At 70.7% G+C, this 15,668-nt stretch carries 13 protein-coding genes and 3 pseudogenes; 8 read left to right on the top strand and 8 right to left on the bottom strand.

Annotated elements, in window-relative coordinates; all coding sequences use genetic code 11:
- Window positions 1–89: 89 nt before the first annotated feature.
- Entirely contained in the window at window positions 90–455 is a 366-nt protein-coding gene (locus ACFY01_RS16840) for an STAS domain-containing protein (RefSeq protein ID WP_390736456.1), read from the bottom strand.
- 178 nt (window positions 456–633) lie between these two features.
- Between ACFY01_RS16840 and ACFY01_RS16835 the strand changes: the two genes are divergently transcribed.
- The 5 genes from ACFY01_RS16835 (at window position 634) to ACFY01_RS16815 (ending at window position 3,247) form a co-directional block, all read left to right on the top strand.
- On the top strand, window positions 634–1,098 hold the full coding sequence (locus tag ACFY01_RS16835) for an ATP-binding protein (protein ID WP_390736694.1): 465 nt from the start codon (window positions 634–636) through the stop codon (window positions 1,096–1,098).
- Window positions 1,099–1,261: 163 nt separating this feature from the next.
- On the top strand, window positions 1,262–2,107 hold the full coding sequence (locus tag ACFY01_RS16830) for an RNA polymerase sigma factor SigF (RefSeq protein ID WP_390736455.1): 846 nt from the start codon (window positions 1,262–1,264) through the stop codon (window positions 2,105–2,107).
- Window positions 2,108–2,296: 189 nt separating this feature from the next.
- Window positions 2,297–2,695 (top strand): gas vesicle structural protein GvpA, encoded by a 399-nt coding sequence (locus ACFY01_RS16825; RefSeq protein ID WP_390736454.1) that lies wholly within the window; start codon window positions 2,297–2,299, stop codon window positions 2,693–2,695.
- A gap of 19 nt (window positions 2,696–2,714) precedes the next feature.
- Window positions 2,715–2,927, top strand: coding sequence for a helix-turn-helix domain-containing protein (locus tag ACFY01_RS16820; protein ID WP_390736453.1), 213 nt, complete (start codon window positions 2,715–2,717; stop codon window positions 2,925–2,927).
- 74 nt (window positions 2,928–3,001) lie between these two features.
- Window positions 3,002–3,247, top strand: coding sequence for a DUF5133 domain-containing protein (locus tag ACFY01_RS16815; protein WP_390736452.1), 246 nt, complete (start codon window positions 3,002–3,004; stop codon window positions 3,245–3,247).
- Between the two features lie 38 nt (window positions 3,248–3,285).
- Here the strand turns inward: ACFY01_RS16815 and ACFY01_RS16810 are convergent.
- Window positions 3,286–6,465: pseudogene (locus ACFY01_RS16810) on the bottom strand (amidohydrolase family protein).
- A 65-nt stretch (window positions 6,466–6,530) separates the two neighbouring features.
- Window positions 6,531–7,108, bottom strand: a pseudogene (locus ACFY01_RS16805) (TetR family transcriptional regulator).
- Here ACFY01_RS16805 and ACFY01_RS16800 point away from each other — a divergent pair.
- Window positions 6,996–7,503: pseudogene (locus tag ACFY01_RS16800) on the top strand (zinc-binding dehydrogenase); the annotation flags it as partial. The pseudogenes ACFY01_RS16805 and ACFY01_RS16800 sit on opposite strands and share 113 nt — an antisense overlap.
- Window positions 7,504–7,545: 42 nt before the next feature.
- Here the strand turns inward: ACFY01_RS16800 and ACFY01_RS16795 are convergent.
- From ACFY01_RS16795 to ACFY01_RS16775, 5 genes are read right to left on the bottom strand one after another with little or no spacing between them, the layout of a single operon-like run.
- Window positions 7,546–8,529: an aminotransferase class I/II-fold pyridoxal phosphate-dependent enzyme gene (locus tag ACFY01_RS16795; protein WP_390736451.1), complete on the bottom strand. Its 984-nt coding sequence runs from the start codon at window positions 8,527–8,529 to the stop codon at window positions 7,546–7,548.
- A gap of 15 nt (window positions 8,530–8,544) precedes the next feature.
- Complete coding sequence (locus ACFY01_RS16790) at window positions 8,545–9,564, bottom strand: 3-oxoacyl-ACP synthase III family protein (RefSeq protein WP_390736450.1); 1,020 nt, start codon at window positions 9,562–9,564, stop codon at window positions 8,545–8,547.
- Window positions 9,561–10,214, bottom strand: coding sequence for an SRPBCC family protein (locus ACFY01_RS16785; protein ID WP_390736449.1), 654 nt, complete (start codon window positions 10,212–10,214; stop codon window positions 9,561–9,563). Before ACFY01_RS16785 ends, ACFY01_RS16790 begins: the two co-directional genes overlap by 4 nt.
- A complete protein-coding gene (locus ACFY01_RS16780; protein ID WP_390736448.1) occupies window positions 10,186–11,937 on the bottom strand; it encodes a thiamine pyrophosphate-binding protein in 1,752 nt (583 codons plus the stop codon). The genes ACFY01_RS16785 and ACFY01_RS16780 overlap by 29 nt, the downstream gene beginning before the upstream one ends.
- Window positions 11,934–12,779 (bottom strand): GlxA family transcriptional regulator, encoded by an 846-nt coding sequence (locus tag ACFY01_RS16775; protein ID WP_390736693.1) that lies wholly within the window; start codon window positions 12,777–12,779, stop codon window positions 11,934–11,936. The genes ACFY01_RS16780 and ACFY01_RS16775 overlap by 4 nt, the downstream gene beginning before the upstream one ends.
- A gap of 447 nt (window positions 12,780–13,226) precedes the next feature.
- On the opposite strand from ACFY01_RS16775, the gene ACFY01_RS16770 reads away from it, so the two are divergent.
- Both ACFY01_RS16770 and ACFY01_RS16765 read left to right on the top strand, forming a co-directional pair.
- Entirely contained in the window at window positions 13,227–13,799 is a 573-nt protein-coding gene (locus ACFY01_RS16770) for a PadR family transcriptional regulator (protein ID WP_390736447.1), read from the top strand.
- A gap of 97 nt (window positions 13,800–13,896) precedes the next feature.
- Complete coding sequence (locus tag ACFY01_RS16765; RefSeq protein ID WP_390736446.1) at window positions 13,897–15,621, top strand: acyl-CoA dehydrogenase family protein; 1,725 nt, start codon at window positions 13,897–13,899, stop codon at window positions 15,619–15,621.
- The last annotated feature ends 47 nt before the right edge of the window (window positions 15,622–15,668 follow it).

Raw genomic sequence — 15,668 nt, 5'->3', positions numbered from 1 at the left:
GCGTCGCCATGACCAACTGTGCCGGCCCTTCGGACGAGGGGCCGGCACAGTGCTGCTTCCGCGTACAGCAGGGCGAGGCTGCGCCTCGGTCAGGGCCGCAGGGCGTCGGGGAGGGTGGGGTAGCAGTCGATGATCGTGTCGAGTTCCACGATGCGAAGGGTGCGCATGACGGAGTCGGGGACGCCTGCCAGGCGCAGCCAGCCGTGCCGCTGTGTCGTGGCCCGGCGGGCGGCGATGAGCAGGTTGATGCCGGCGGAGTCCATGAAGGTCACCTGCCGCATGTCGATCACCACACGCGGCGGGGAACCCAGGCGCGTCACGTCCAGGGCCTGATGGAGGGGCTGGGCCGTGTGGTGATCGATGTCGCCGGTCACGGCCAGCACGCGGATACCGCTGGTGGCGACGGACGCCACCGACAGACGGCCGGGCTCATGCGCTTTGTCGGAGTCCGCCATGCTTGCCTCAATACTGTCGGAGATACTTACGGACCGGCTCTCCCGGCGGGCTGATGTGCATAGTACGGGGAGCCTCCGTACGGGTTGGGCCGGACGGGGTGGACAGGGCGTGTGGGACGACCCGGCGGGTAGACGCCGGGGATGGAGGGTGAGGGCGGCCTTGGTGGAAGCGGTACCCGTGGGTGAGGGCGGCAATCCGCCGCAGTCTGGGCCGGCCCGGACCGCGATAGCTCTGGGGGGCGACGGCGGCTGTATCGCTGAGGCCCGTCACGTGGCCATCCGGTTCCTGGCCGCCGTGCAGACGGAGCACGGGCTTCCGGTGTCGGCCCGCGCCATGGATCTGACCCAGCTGGTCGTGAGCGAGCTGGTCACCAACGCCCGCAAGTACGCGCCGGGGCCGGTGCTGATGGAACTGGGGATCGTCGGCGACCTGGTCGAGGTGACGGTCTGGGACGGCGACCCCACGTTGCCGGTGGCGCGGGCGGCGGATCCGGGCCGGGTGGGTCAGCACGGCCTGGAGATCGTGATGGCCGTCGCCCAGGGGTTCGAGGTGGTGCGGGAGCCGGTGGGCAAGCGGATCACCGCCCGCATCGCGCTGCCCGACGACCCCGGTGGCGGCATCGCCGGACGCCCGCCCCTGTAGGACAACGGTCCAGGTCAGCCGCCCAGGCGTGAGTGGGTGGCGTGGCGATGACCGACAACGTCCGCACTTGCGGGCATGAGCTGCACACACCTGGGTAGGCGATTCGTCGTCGGCCCGTGGCAGGCCGAGGGCGTGCAGTGCGGCGACAGGGGAGGGAAGCATCATGGCGACAGTGACTGCGGCGAAGACGGACACCGGCGTATCCGGCCTGCCGAGGGTCGCCGACCCCTCCAGGGTTGCGCCGAAGGACGCGCGTGAGCTGTCGCGGTTGTTCTTCGACCAGCTGGCGGTGCTGGAGGAGGGCACGCCCGAGTACCAGTACGCGCGCAACACGCTGATCGAGATGAACATGTCCCTGGTCCGCTTCGCGGCCGGCCGCTTCCGCAGCCGGGGCCCGGAGGAGATGGAGGACATCGTCCAGGTCGGCATGATCGGACTGATCAAGGCCATCGACCGGTTCGAGCTGTCCCGCGAGGTGGAGTTCACCTCCTTCGCCGTGCCCTACATCGTCGGCGAGATCAAGCGGTTCTTCCGCGACACCACCTGGGCCGTGCACGTGCCGCGCCGGCTTCAGGAGGCGCGAGTCCAGCTCGCCCGCGCCACCGAAGAGCTGCGCAGCCGGCTGGGCCGCACACCGACGGTCAAGGAACTGTCCGAGCTGATGTGCCTGCCCGAGGACGAAGTCATCGAGGCCCGGCTCGCCGCCAACGGCTACAACTCCACCTCCCTGGACGCCACCCTGGGCACCGGCGAGGACGGCGAGAGCGCCCTGGCCGACTTCATCGGCAGCGACGACCAGGCCCTCGAGCTCGTGGAAGACTTTCATGCCCTCGCCCCGATGATCGCCGCGCTCGGGGAGCGAGACCGGCAGATCATCCACATGCGTTTCGTGGAGGAACTCACCCAGGCACAGATCGGTGAACGCCTCGGCGTCTCCCAGATGCACGTGTCCCGCCTGCTCTCCCGCACCCTCGCCCGGCTGCGCGAGGGCATGCTCAGCACCCGCTGAGGACCCCGGGCCGCAGGTCCGGGCCGAGTTCGTAGTGGTCGCGGTGTGCCGCCTGGCGAGCACACCGCGGCCACTCGCACGTTTGTTTGGTCTTGGCCGATGGGGCTACCCGCTCCCACAGGTGTGCCTCGTAGCGAGGAACAGCGCCGACAGGACCGCGCAGAGACGGATGACAAGGGGTTGGTCGCGATGACCGTGGCGACACAGCAGGGTGGTGGGGGCGGTTCCAGTGGCCTCTACGACGTTCTGGAACTCATTCTCGACCGCGGGCTGGTGATCGACGCGTTCGTGCGGGTCTCCCTCGTCGGTATCGAGATACTCAAGATCGACATACGGATCGTGGTCGCCAGCGTCGACACCTACCTGCGCTTCGCCGAGGCGTGCAACCGCCTCGACCTGGAAGCGGGGCCGCGCAAACCAGCCGGCCTTACGGAGCTCACCGGGCAGCTCACGGAGTCCGGCGCCCGCGGCAAGACCAAGGGAGCCCTGTCCGGCGCCGCCGAGACGATCTCCGACGCCTTCCGGCAGGCACGTGACGAGGGCCGGGAGCGTCAGGACGACCGGGTCGCGCGCGGAAGCGGGGAATGAGGGACGAGAGGAGGCCTTCGTGCAGAAGGGGAAGTGGATCACAGGTGGTGCCCGCGTGCGGCTGGCTGAGACCTTCGCCCAGGAATACGGCGAGGGCCGGTCGATCCGAGCCATAGCCGAGGCCCACGGGCGGTCCTACGGCTTCGTGCACCGCGTGCTCACCGAAGGAGGCGTACGCCTCAGGACCCGCGGGGGCGATGTGCGCACCGGCACCGCCCGGTCGGCGCCGTGACGGCAGCATACGGTGATCGATTGCGGGCACACGATCTTTCCGGCGGAAGTATCTGCTCGAAAGGGGTTGTCGCTGTGCTGCTGCCTGCGGAGAAAGAACTGCGCGCGGTGCTGGCCCGGTTCGCCGAGGCCCGCTTCCGGCATGACCTGCATCCCACCGGCTACTCGAGCCGAGAGCTGGAAGACACCTCCAGGAGGCTGTGCGTCATGACCGGCACCCAGTCGGTGGACGAGGCCCTCACCGCGGCCGACGCCCTCCTGGAACGCATGCGAGCGGACCGTCATACGGCCCCTCGAACACCCCAGACTCTGGCTGCGTGATTGCACCCGACGTGATGTGGCGCCTTGCCCGCGGGACCTCACGTCTGGTGAACGTCGCAGCAGCCGTCCCTGCGCATCAGCCGCCCCACCCCGAGCCATTCCTCCCCGGCCGTGGCCGCGAGCCGGGTCGTGGGTTCGAAGGCTGCCGTCAATTCCTCGGTGGTGTACGGCACTCCGCCCCTGAGCACCGCCACGGTACGGACCAGGGTGGCGAAGTCGGTGAACGGGTCGCCGTCCACCACGGTCAGGTCGGCGAGTCTGCCTTCCTCGAGGGTGCCGAGGTCGCGGTCGGCACCGAAGAGACGGGCGGGCAGAACGGTGGCGGTGCGCAGGGCCTGGGCCGGGGACAGGCCGCCCTGGTGAAGGGCGCGCAGGCCGAGGTGGAGGGAGAGGCCGACGGGAACGAGCGGCTGGTCCGTGCCGAGGGCGAGGAGTCCGCCCGCGGCCAGGACGCGCCGGTAGATGTCGGTCTCCGTTCGCAAGCTGGCGAGTTGGGCCGCCGTGGGCGGAACTCCTGCCGCCTGCCGGACGGTTGCGGCGTCCCACGGGGGCATCACCACGGTGACCCGGGGGTCGCCGGCGAGGTCGGGGTCCGCGCCGAGGAGGGGCAGGGCGGTGAAGGGGGTGGCGATCAGCGAGAAGCGCACCCCGCGCGCGGTGTAGATCTCCACGAGGTCCTGGTAGGCGCGGCCCGTGGCGGTGACCGAGTGACCGGACTCGGCCCGCTGAGTGGCCTGGAGATGGGTCGTCAGGTCCTGACCGAGCTGGACGCCGGGGGAGAGCAGATGGCCTCCGGTGCGCACACCGAGACGGTCGTGGGCGAAGCGGGCGGCCTCCGCCATCACCCAACCGGGAGCTCGCACATACGTCTTGACGAAGTCCCAGTCCAGCGCCGCGGCCCTTTCCAGTGAGCGGCGCAGACCCTGCCTGGTCCGGTGCGCGCGGCCCATGCTGTAGGCGACGCGGGCTCCGTCGAGGAGTTCACCGGTGGTCAGCAGCCGGGGCCCGGCGAGCTGTCCTGTGGCCACCGCCTCGCGGATGCGGGCCTGTTCGTAGGCGAAACCGCCCAGGGAGACGACGGTGGTGATGCCGTAGGTGAGCTGGCCGACGGTCTGGCGCCCGCCGTAGGTGCTCTGCCAGGGGTGGGTGTGGGTGTCCCACAGTCCTGGGATCACGGTGCGCCTGGAGGCATCGATACGGTGGAGGGCCTCTCGCCGCCCTGAGCGGTGGTGCTCGACCGCCGTGACGCGTCCACCCCGTACGACGATGTCGGCGTCGTCACGGGTCGTCTCGGCGGTGCCGTCCCACAGGCGTCCGGCGTGCACCACCAGGTCGGCGGGCGTGGGTCTCGGGGCGTCGAGGGGAATGCGGACCGTGCGGACCAAGTCGCCGTCGACGCCGACGAGGCGCAGTCGGCCGGCGCACAGGTAGAGCAGGGTCGTGGAGTCGGCGGACCACGAGGGATGGTCGCCCGGTTCGTCGGTGAGGGGGCGCAGGTCGCCGCGCGGGGTGCCGTCGGGGTCGACCGGCAGCAGGCACAGCGTCGACTCGACGACCACCGCCATCCAGCGGCCGTCGGGCGACCAGACGGGCCCGGAGTCGTAGCGGTCGGCGATGGAGGTGTGGGGCGCCACTGCGTGCAGGCGGGCGGCGCCGGTCGTGGTGTCCACGATCCGGATGAGGTTGTAGCCCTCCCGGAAGCGGGAGTTGAGGCGGTTGCGGTCACACAGGGCGAGGTGGCGGCCGTCGGGCGACCAACTGGGGCGGCCTGGCAGTCCGCCACCGCCGAGAGGCTCGGCCAGCACGTGTTCCTCTGCGGAAGCCAGGTCACGGACGAGGAGCCGGCCGGTCAGGTCGAGGCAGGCGAGCCGTTGCCCGTCGGGTGACAGCGCCGGATGCACTCGGCCGCCGGTCGCGAGCGCGGTCTCCGCGCCGGTGGCGAGATCGTGCCGGTACACGCCGAGGAGCCCGTCGCGGTCGTCGGCGTAGACGAGCGACCGCCCGTCGGGTGCCCAGGCGGGAGCGAGCAGATAGCGGGTTGGCGCCGCCTTGTGCAGCCGCTGTGGCGGACGTCCCCCCGAACTCTGGGCGAGTCACAGCGAGTTGAGGGCCGCGAACGCGATCTGTCGGCCGTCCGGCGAGAGCGCTGGCAGATGGATCCCGCGCACCGGACGGGTGCGGGCCTGCCCCAAGTCGTACTTCTTGGTCCGGTACCGGGGCCGCTCCACCGGGAGCACGCCCCCGAAGGGGATGGCCTCCGGCTGCTCGGGGCTCTCCGGTCGTACGAGGGTGAAGGCGCCGTCGAGCGTCAGCAGGAGCCGCCCGGCCGGCGTCCAGCGCGGGGGCACCGGCGCGATGTCGCCGGTGACGGGGACGGGGCGGCCGTCGACGACGAGGGTGCAGGAGCCGTTCGGGGCGGCGGTGGTGCGCAGGTGTGCCAGGCGGCCGTCGGGGGCGACGGCGGGAGCCATGACCTGCGCGGCCTCGGTCTCGGTGTGCCGGACGGTGACCGGCCCGGTGCCGTCGGCGGGCACCGCGGCGATCGTACGGGCCTCCACACTCAGGCCGAGGGCGGTGCTGACCGTCCTCGCGCGGACGAACAGGATGTGCGTGCCGTCCGGTGACCAGGTGGGGTCGAAGTCCTCCCACGGGCCGTCCTGAAGGGGGCCGTCCTGGCCGGGCAGGCCGGTGACCCGGGTGATCCGGCCGGTGCGCAGGTCCAGGACGTGGACCCGGTACGGGCTGCCGTCGACATCATCGCCGCCGCGTTCGGAGGAGAAGGCGAGCCGGGTGCTGTCGGGTGCCCATGCCGGGCCGCGGTCGTCCCAGGGTCCGTCGGTGCGTCGCCGCAGGCCGGAGCCGTCGGGGCGTACCGTCCAGAGGTGGAAGCCGCCGTCCCGGTAGGCACAGAAGGCGATGAGTTCGCCGTCCGGCGAGTGCGTGGGGCGGTTGGGCTCCAGGTCGGCCGGCGTCAGGGCGTGTGCCGTACCGCCGGTGCGGGGCAGGGACCACAGGGTGCCCTGCACCTCGGCGATCAGGCGGTCGCCGGCCGGGGCGAGGCTGGCGGAGCCGTTGGTGGCACGGGTGAAGGCCAGGGAGGGGTTGTCGGTGCGGGCCGCCGCCTTCGCTGCGGGGGCCACGCCCACGAGCGGAACAGCCCCTGCTACGGCGAGGAGTTGCCGACGGGTCGGACGAGCGGTGCTGCTCCGGCGCTCCATGGCCGTACACACTGGCGCACCAGTGGCCCCTTGCTCAACGACCTTCACCCTCGATCGGTACGGATTCAGCCACACGGGGTGACCACGGAGTCACTGCTCCCCTCGCTCGTCAGGATCGCGCTCGCGACGACCTCGAAGAGGTGATCGGCGCGTGGCGCGAGCGAGGGCTGGTCGCCGAGCCAAGCGAGCATGGCCACCAGAGCGAACACGTCGGCGCCATCGATATCGCTCCTCGCCATGCCCGCGGCCTGAGCGCGGGTGAGGAGCCGCGCACCCGCTGCGCGCAGGCTGACGCACGAAGCGTGGAGCGCGGATTCGGTGTCCTCGATGGCGGCTGCCATCAGCACGGTCACGCCCCGGTACTCGGTCGTCCATCCGACGCAGTCGCGTAGCCACGAAACGAGCGCGCTTCGGGCGAGTCCGACGTCTCGAGCTCGGCTGCCTTCGCCGTCAGTGCGTCGAAGCTCGTGCGGAGCAGGGCATCGAGCAGCGCCTCCCGCGTCGGTTCCTGGCGTCGGCCCGCATCTGTCCCTCTGGCGGAATCGACGGTCAGCCTGTCCGTGATCCCGGGGACGGACGTGTCGGGCGTCGTCGAGGCCGTCGCCGGGGACGTGGCCGCGCCCGCGTCGGACCTCGCGCGCAAGCCGGTCGGCATCGACCACGTGCATGCCGCCGGGGCACCCATGGCCGGGCTCACCGTCCAGGAGGCACGGCATCGCCCGACGGCGCTCGAGGCCGACACGACGGTGCTCATCAACGGCGCCGCGGGCGGTGTCGGGCACTTCGCAGTACAGCTGGCGAAGTGGAGGGGGGCGCGTGTCATCGCTGTGGCATCGGGCGCGCATGAATCGTTCCTGCGTGAACTGGGCGTCGACCGGTTCATCGACTACACCAAGTGTTGCCGAACTGGCGTGCCTGCTCGAACCGGGCACGGTCCGCGTGGCGGTCGACAGCACCTTCGCGCTCGCGGACGCCCGGGCGGCGCACGAACGCGCCGCCCGAGGGCACATCCAGGGCAAGATCGTGCTCACGGTCGCTCAGGAAGTGCCAACCGCCGGTCGGAGCTCGGTACTTGTCTTGTCAGCCGACCCCCGCCAGCGCGGCGAGCACGGTGTCATTGGCTTCCCTGCTGCCGACGGTGAGCCGGATTCCCTCGCCGGGGTAGTGGCGGGCCTGGACACCGGCGTCGGTGAGTGCCGCCGCGCCCTCGTCGATCGGGTCGGGCGCGGCGAGCCAGACGGAATTGGCGTGGCCCGGGCGCACGTGCCAGCCGAGGCCCAGGAGTTCGTGCCGGAGCCGTTCACGTTCGGCGACGACGGTGTCCACGCGTGAACGCAGCTCGCTGCCGGCTCGCAATGAGGCCTTCACGGCCGCCGCTGCCACCGCGTTGATCCCGAAAGGAAGCTGGTTCCGGCGGATCCGCGCCACCAGCCCGGAGTCGCCCAGTCCGTAGCCGACCCGCAGCGCGGCGAGACCGTAGGCCTTGGAGAAGGTGCGCAGGACCAGCAGGTTGGGGTGTGCGCCCAGGAGCGCGGACGTGTCCGGCAGGCCGGTGCCGCGGGCGAACTCCACGTACGCCTCGTCGAGGAGCACGGTGACGTGTCGGGGGACCTGGTGCAGGAACGCCGACAGGGCGTCGGCGGTGACCAGGCTCCCGGTGGGGTTGTGCGGGCTGCACAGCACCACGACACGTGTGCGGTGGTCGAGTACGGCCAGCAGGGCGCCCAGGTCCTGGTGTCCTTCCGGTGACAGGGGTACCGGAACGGGGCGAGCGCCGACCATGTCGGCCAGCAGGGGATACGCGTCGAAGGTGCGCCAGGCGTAGGCCATCGCGTCGCCGCGCTCGACGACTGTCCGAAGCAACTGGAGTGCCACGCCCACCGATCCATTGCCCACCACGACGTGGTCGGGAGGAACCTGGCACCATGCGGCGATCCGCTTGGTCAGGTCGTCGGGGTAGAACTGCGGGTACCGGTGAGCCTCGGCGACGGCCCGTCGCATCGCCTTGCGCACCGAGGGCAGTGGCGGGTACGGGCTTTCGTTCAGGCCCAGTCGGTGCAGCACGGGAGCGCCCATCGGTCATCGCCGCCCGCTCTGCCAGCGGACGGCGACGGCACCGGCGAAGTCGCCGGCGTGGGCGAACCCCCCGAGGACCACCAGATCGCCGTCCTCCACCTGCCGTGAGCGGATGGCGCGGTCCAGTGTGATGGGGAGCGCCGCTCCGAACAGGTTCCCGTACTCTTCGAAGGTGTTCAGGTGCCGTTCGGCCGGCAGTTGCAGCGCCTCTCGCCAGTTCCGCAGGAAGGTGCGGTTGGGCTGATTGGTGATGAGGACGTCGATGGCGGTGGTCGCCACCCCGAGGCGTCGGCACAGGTCGGTGACCACTTCGGGAACGAGGCGGTTCCCGCGCGCCAGGACCTTGGCGAGGCTGGAATCGGTGAACCCGATCCGCAGCTGGGACTCTCCCGGCTCCCAGTACTTGCGTCCGTCGTCGACCGCAACGGTCATGTCCCCGGCGTACTCCCCGATGTGCCGGGTCTCCACGTCCAGGAGCGGCGCGCCGGCCGACGTCGTCACGTATCCCACGCCGCAGCCGTCGCCCGGGATCGCCGCCTGGGCGAGCCTGCGCACCTCGGACTGGGTGAAGCACTGACCCGCGGCACTCTGCGCGTTGCAGATCAGCGCCGTCTTCGCATCCGTGGTGGTGAGGATCTGCCGGGCCATCTTGAGCATGTACACGAAGGATGCGCACCCGGCATTGGCCACGTCGACGAGCCACTCCGGGTTCAGCCCCAGTCGGCGTGCCACCTCCGTGCCGGCGCCCGTGAACGGCAGGTCCGGCAGCTGGCTGTGCACCAGCAGCACGTCGACACCTCGTATCTCGTCCCTGCCGTGCCGCTCGATCAGGGGCTGCACGGCGCGTTCGACCATGTCCGCGTTGGTCTCGTCCGGGGCCACGTGGTGGCGGGACCGGGGGACCTTGAACATGGGGTGGTCGCGGAGCTTGTCCTCGGCGCCGGGGTACTCGGTGTAGAACTCGGCGGGGACCGGCTCGCCGGGGAGGTAGCTCGCGACGTCGGTGAGGCTGACCGTGGTCACCGCGCCACCGCCTTCGCCGGGGCCACGCCGACCGGCCGGCCGGCGCGGTGGCGGTGTTCCAGGATCGCCTTGAGGTTGTTCATCTCGACGGTGTGCCCCGCGTAGAAGAGGTCCCAGTAGTCGCCCACCCAGGGCCGGTCCGGGCGGGGGGCCATGCCGGGGTGCGGGTTGGCGTCGTAGTAGGGGTGTCGGCAGTTGGTCCACGTGATCACCGATCCCGGCTTGTCGAGCACCACGTGGGCCGGTACGACGCGCATCAGGTAGATCATCCACAGCTTCTCGCCCTGGTCCCAGGAACAGTGGTAGTCCACGGTCATGGCTTCGGGGTTGGCGACGACCTTGCAGTAGATCCTGGTGTCCGCCTCGAGCCGGTCGTATCCCACCCACACCCCCGGCGTGCCGGCGGGCGTGAAGTCCCGCAGGCTACAGGTCCACTCCTCCAGGTGGTGCCCCTGGCGCAGGTAGTCGTAGGCCTGCTCAGGGGGGCAGTCGACGTACTCGTGGATGGTGCAGTACTGCCCGTAGACCTGATGGTGGGGGTAGACGGCGTGGGTGAGCTCCATGCAGTGGGCGGTCAGCTCCTCCTTGCCGGGGTTCTCGATCCGCATCAGGCCGGGGATGTCAGCCAACGTGGACGGCTCCTCGTTCATCTGCGTTCTCCTTGGCGTAGGGGCGTTCGGTGCTGTGGGTGGCTTCGGTGAAGGGCCGGAAGGGGAGGAAGGGAGGGACCTCCCAGGGATCGCAGTCCAGCGCGACGAAGGCCGGGGCGCGGCTGGTGTTGCTGCGCAGCAGCGCCTCACGTAGCTGAGCCGCGTCGCCGGCTCCTGTGACGTCGAGGGAGGGGAAGGCGGCGGCCAGGCCTGCGGCGAGGTCTGTCCGGCCGAACAGGTCGTCGCCGCGGACCCCGCCCTGGAGGAACTCCTCACGCAGGGCGCACATCGCGTGGGCGTTGTTGTTGAAGACGACGAAGGTGACGGGTGCGGCGTACTCCACGGCGGTGTGCACTTCCATCCCGTGCATGAAGAAGGCCCCGTCGCCGGCGAGTACGTAGGTGCGTCGCCCGGTGGCGAGCGCGGCGCCGATGCCGGCGCCGAAGGTGTAGCCCATGCCGCCCATGCCGACCGCCACCACGAAGCGGCCGTGGCGTGGTGCCGGCAGGAGATGGATCGCGCTGGCACCCGCGTTGCCGGCGTCCACGAAGACGTGGGCGTCCTCGGGAAGTGCCGCCTCCACCGCGGCAATCGCCTCGGTGTAGGCGACGGTTCGCCCGCGGCCCCGGGAAACCGGGCCCCGCATCGGTGCGGGGTGGGGACCGGCGTGCTGAGGGCAGGCATGGGGGCGCCGAGGTAGTCGGCGGGTCACCGCGCGCAGCGCGTCCCGCAGGTCCCCGCCCAGTGCGGTGGCCGCCACGAACGGTGGTTCGGGACCGAGGCACACGATGTCCGTGGTGGCGAGGGCCCGGTCGAGGCCGCCGCGGGCCAGCAGCGGAAGCCGGGTACCGACCAGCACGCACACGTCGGCCCGCCGCAGGCAGTCCTCGACGTTGGCATGGCCCATCACCCCGGCCACCCCGGCGAACCGGGGATCACGGTTGTCGAAGACATCCTTGGCGTCCGGCGTGACCGCTACCCACGCCCCCAGTTTCGTGGCCAGTTCGGCCAGCTCCGCACGGGCGTCCGCGGCGGCGACGTCTTCACCGGCGATGACGAGGACGCGACCGGCCCCGCGAAGGGCGTCCGTCACGGCGGTGAGGGCCGTGCTGTCGAGCCGTGCCACCGATGCCGTCGGCGGCACGCTGTGCCCGGGGAGCCGGACGTGCGCCTGCTGTACGTCCTTGGGCAACAGCAGCACTGCCGGCCCTCGCGGATCGGCCTGAGCCGCCGACACCGCCCGGGGCAGCATCTCCATGAGCTGGTCCGCGTCCTCGACCCGGGCGCAGAACCGGGAGACCGGTGCGAAAAGCGCCCCGGCGTCGAAGGAGCCTCCCTTGCCGCTGGAGTCCTGGAACGCTCCGTGGCCCTCCTGGCCGGTGCGCGGCTGGCCCACCAGGGCCAGCACGGGCACCCGGGAGGCGTACGCCTCCGCCAGGCCCGGAATCAGATTCATCGCACCGCCGCCCGAGGTGGCGGCGACAACGCCGAGGCGTCCCGTGGTCCGGGCGTATCCGTCGGCCATCGTGACCGCGGAGAACTCGTGCTTGGCGACGACGCCGCGGATGGTGCTTCCACGGTGCACGGCGTCGTACAGGTCCTCGATGTTCGCGCCGCCGACGCCGAAGACGTGAGTGACACCGGCCTTGGCGAGTTCCCCGGCCAGGTGGTCGACCAGGCGTAACGCTTCTGCCTCGGGTGCGTCCGAGGTCGTGATGGTCATGCGGGGCTCCTGTCCGTCTCCTGGTGCCGGTCGATGAGGCCGGATGGCGAGATGACCTGAAAGCGGTGCCGGTACTCCTTCGGAGTGAGTCCCAGGGTTCGTCCGAAGGAGCGGAAGAACGTCTCGGGGGCGGCGAATCCGCAGCGGCCCGCTATCTGGCTGATGGTCAGATCGGTGGTCTCCAGCAGCTCGCGTGCGCGGGCAATGCGCGTTCGCTCGACGTACTGGCCGGGTGTCGTGCCCACCTCGCGCCTGAAGACCCGGGCGAAGTTGCGCAGGCTCATGTTGGCCCGCCGGGCGATCTCGGCCACGGGCAACGGGTTGTGCAGGTTGTCCAGAATCCACTCCTGCGCGGCCCGGATCGGCGGATGGTCGGCCAACTGGGCGTCAAGGACGGCGCTGAACTGGGACTGCCCTCCGTGCCGCTTGAGGAAGAGCACCAGGAACCGTGCCGTCTCCAGCGCGAGCGCCGCACCGTGATCGGCCTCCACCAGGGCGAGCGCCATGTCGATGCCGGTCGACACGCCCGCCGAGGTCACGAAGGGCCCGTCCCAGACGAAGATCGGCTCGGCGTCCACCGCCACGTCCGGATAGCGGCAGGCCATCGCCTCGCTGTACGCCCAGTGCGTGGTGGCGCGTCTGCCGTCCAGAAGGCCCGCCTCCGCCAGCAAAAACGATCCGCCGCAGACGGAGGCGACCCTGCGAGACCGGGCCGCTGCCCGGCCGATCCAGGACACCAGCGGCTGGTCCCGGAGCGCGTCACTGAGACTCCATCCGCCCGGCACGAGGAGTGTGTCCATCGGTCCCTGCCCCGCCGCGAGTGGCGCGGCTTCCACGCTCACTCCCGAACTCGTGCGCACCAGTGGGGCGTCGGCGGACACCAGCTCGATCCGGTAGGGGGACTCGGCGGGGCAAGAAGCCGGTTGGCGGTATCGAAAACTTCGATCGGTCCGGTGATGTCCAGCGCCATCGCGCCCGCGTACACCACAACCACAACACGTCGCTCTAACACGGTCACAGCCTGTATCGAGGCTCGCACTGGCTGCAATGACAGATTACTGACGTATCCGGCCAACAGGCAGGCGCCGACCGAGGGAGAGAGTTACTGACCAGGCGGTTTGTGTGCCGGGACGGACAGCGGTGGGTGAGGCAGCTCACAGCCCCCCGAGGGGCCGGCGTCGGCGTGGGCGACGCTCTGCCGCGGTCACAGGGGTCGGACTCGGGTGAGCCGCGTCGCATCGGAGCGGGCGGGCTTGCTATGCAACGAGTTGCATAGAAGGATCGGCGTCGTGGCGCTCGAACACGCGATCTTGGTGTCGCTTCTGGAGAAGCCGGGATCCGGCTATGAGCTGGCCCGCCGCTTCGAGCGGTCCATCGGCTACTTCTGGACCGCGACGCACCAACAGATCTACCGCGTGCTCAAGCGCATGGAGGACGACGGCTGGGTCGACGTCCGGGACGTCCCGCAGCAGGGCCGGCCGGACAAGAAGGAGTACAGCGTTGCCGATCTCGGCCGGGCCGCGCTGTCCTCCTGGTTGCACGATCCGATCGAGCCGGAGAGGGTCCGTCACGACCTGGCCGTGAAGATCCGCGGCGCCGCCTTCGACGACCCGGCCGCACTGATCCGCGAGGTGGAGCGGCACCGGCAGGCGCACCGTGACCGGCTGGCGCACTATCTCGCGGGAGAGACGCGGGACTTCACAGGTCCCGGGGCGAGCACGGCCGGACCGGCGGAGCCGCTCGACGCGGAGCGGGAGCTCCAGCACGTCGTACTGCGCGGCGGCATCGCGTACGAGCGCATGATGATCGACTGGCTGGACGACGTGCTCGCCACACTGGGCCGCTTCGGTCCGGGCCGCTGATCGCCGCCGCGCCCTCCGCCGATCCTCCCGAGCCGGCCGGCCCGGCCGTCGGACCTCCCGACTCCCACCCGTCCACCAGCCGAAAGGCATCCTCATCATGGCTGACCAGCTGCTGTTCAACCCGCGCACCTACGACCCCGCGCACTTCGACCCCGAAACGCGCCGCTTGCTGCGTGCCACCGTCGACTGGTTCGAGGAGCGCGGGAAGAGGCGGCTGATCGAGGACTACCGGACCCGGGCGTGGCTTGCCGACTTCCTCGCCTTCGCCGCGAAGGAGAACCTGTTCGCCACCTTCCTGACGCCGTCGGCCGTCGCGGGGGAGACGGAGCCGGACAAGCGGTGGGACACCGCCCGGATCGCCGCGCTCAACGAGATCCTGGGCTTCTACGGCCTGGACTACTGGTACGTCTGGCAGGTCACGATCCTCGGCCTCGGCCCGGTCTGGCAGAGCGACAACGCCGCTGCTCGCGCCCGCGCCGCCGAACTCCTCACCCAGGGCGAGGTGTTCGCGTTCGGCCTGTCCGAGAAGGCCCACGGCGCCGACATCTACTCCACGGACATGCTGCTCGAGCCCGACGGCAACGGCGGATTCCGCGCCACCGGCTCCAAGTACTACATCGGCAACGGCAACGCCGCCGGACTCGTCTCCGTCTTCGGCCGCCGTACCGACGTCGAGGGACCCGACGGCTACGTGTTCTTCGCCGCCGACAGCCGCCACCCGGCCTACCGCCTGGTCAAGAACGTCGTCGACTCCTCCAAGTTCGTCAGCGAGTTCCGCCTGGAGGACTACCCCGTAGCGGCCGGGGACGTCCTGCACACGGGCCGCGCGGCCTTCGACGCCGCCCTTAACACCGTCAACGTCGGGAAGTTCAACCTGTGCACCGCCTCGATCGGCATCTGCGAGCACGCGATGTACGAGGCCGTCACCCACGCCCACAACCGCATCCTCTACGGCCGCCCCGTCACCGGCTTCCCGCACGTGCGGCGCGAGCTCACCGACGCGTACGTCAGGCTCGTCGGCATGAAGTACTTCAGCGACCGCGCTGTCGACTACTTCCGCTCCGCCGGCCCTGACGACCGCCGCTACCTGCTCTTCAACCCGATGACGAAGATGAAGGTGACCACGGAGGGCGAGAAGGTCATCGACCTGATGTGGGACGTCATCGCGGCCAAGGGCTTCGAGAAGGACAACTACTTCGGCCAGGCGGCCGTGGAGATCCGTGGTCTGCCGAAGCTCGAGGGCACGGTCCACGTCAACCTGGCGCTGATCCTGAAGTTCATGCGCAGCCACCTCCTCGACCCGGTCGACTACCCCGCTGTGCCGACCCGCCTCGACGCGGCCGACGACGACTTCCTGTTCCGGCAGGGACCGGCCCGCGGCCTCGGCTCGGTGCGCTTCCACGACTGGCGGCCCGCCTTCGACGCGTACGCGCACCTGCCCAACGTGACCCGCTTCCGTGAACAGGCCGACGCGCTCTGCGCGTTCGTCGCCACGGCTGCCCCCGACGCGGAGCAGAGCCGCGACCTCGACCTCCTCCTCGCGGTCGGCCAGCTCTTCGCCCTCGTCGTACACGGACAGCTCGTCCTGGAGCAGGCCGCCCTGACCGGACTCGACGAGGACGTGCTCGACGAGCTCTTCGCCGTCCTCGTACGCGACTTCTCCGCGCACGCCGTCGAACTGCACGGCAAGGACTCGGCGACCGAACAGCAGCAGACCTGGGCCCTGGGTTCGGTCCGGCGGCCGGTCGTCGACGAGGCACGCTCGGAGCGGGTCTGGCAGCGGGTCGAGGCGCTGTCCGGCGCGTACGAGATGGCCCCGTAAGGGCGCCCACGCATCACCGGTGGCTGGGCCCGCGCGGCCCGGCCACC

It is taken from the genome of Streptomyces sp. NPDC001480 (genome assembly GCF_042894725.1).
In the GTDB taxonomy this organism is placed as follows: domain Bacteria; phylum Actinomycetota; class Actinomycetes; order Streptomycetales; family Streptomycetaceae; genus Streptomyces.
This window is presented reverse-complemented; position numbering and strand designations above follow the sequence as displayed.

Excerpts from the sequence above, each read along its gene's own strand:
- ACFY01_RS16840 (WP_390736456.1), bottom strand. The coding sequence starts at position 455 with ATGGCGGACTCCGACAAAGCGCATGAGCCCGGCCGTCTGTCGGTGGCG.
- ACFY01_RS16830 (WP_390736455.1), top strand. The coding sequence starts at position 1,262 with ATGGCGACAGTGACTGCGGCGAAGACGGACACCGGCGTATCCGGCCTG.
- ACFY01_RS16825 (WP_390736454.1), top strand. The coding sequence starts at position 2,297 with ATGACCGTGGCGACACAGCAGGGTGGTGGGGGCGGTTCCAGTGGCCTC.
- ACFY01_RS16785 (WP_390736449.1), bottom strand. The coding sequence starts at position 10,214 with ATGAACGAGGAGCCGTCCACGTTGGCTGACATCCCCGGCCTGATGCGG.
- ACFY01_RS16780 (WP_390736448.1), bottom strand. The coding sequence starts at position 11,937 with ATGACCATCACGACCTCGGACGCACCCGAGGCAGAAGCGTTACGCCTG.
- ACFY01_RS16765 (WP_390736446.1), top strand. The coding sequence starts at position 13,897 with ATGGCTGACCAGCTGCTGTTCAACCCGCGCACCTACGACCCCGCGCAC.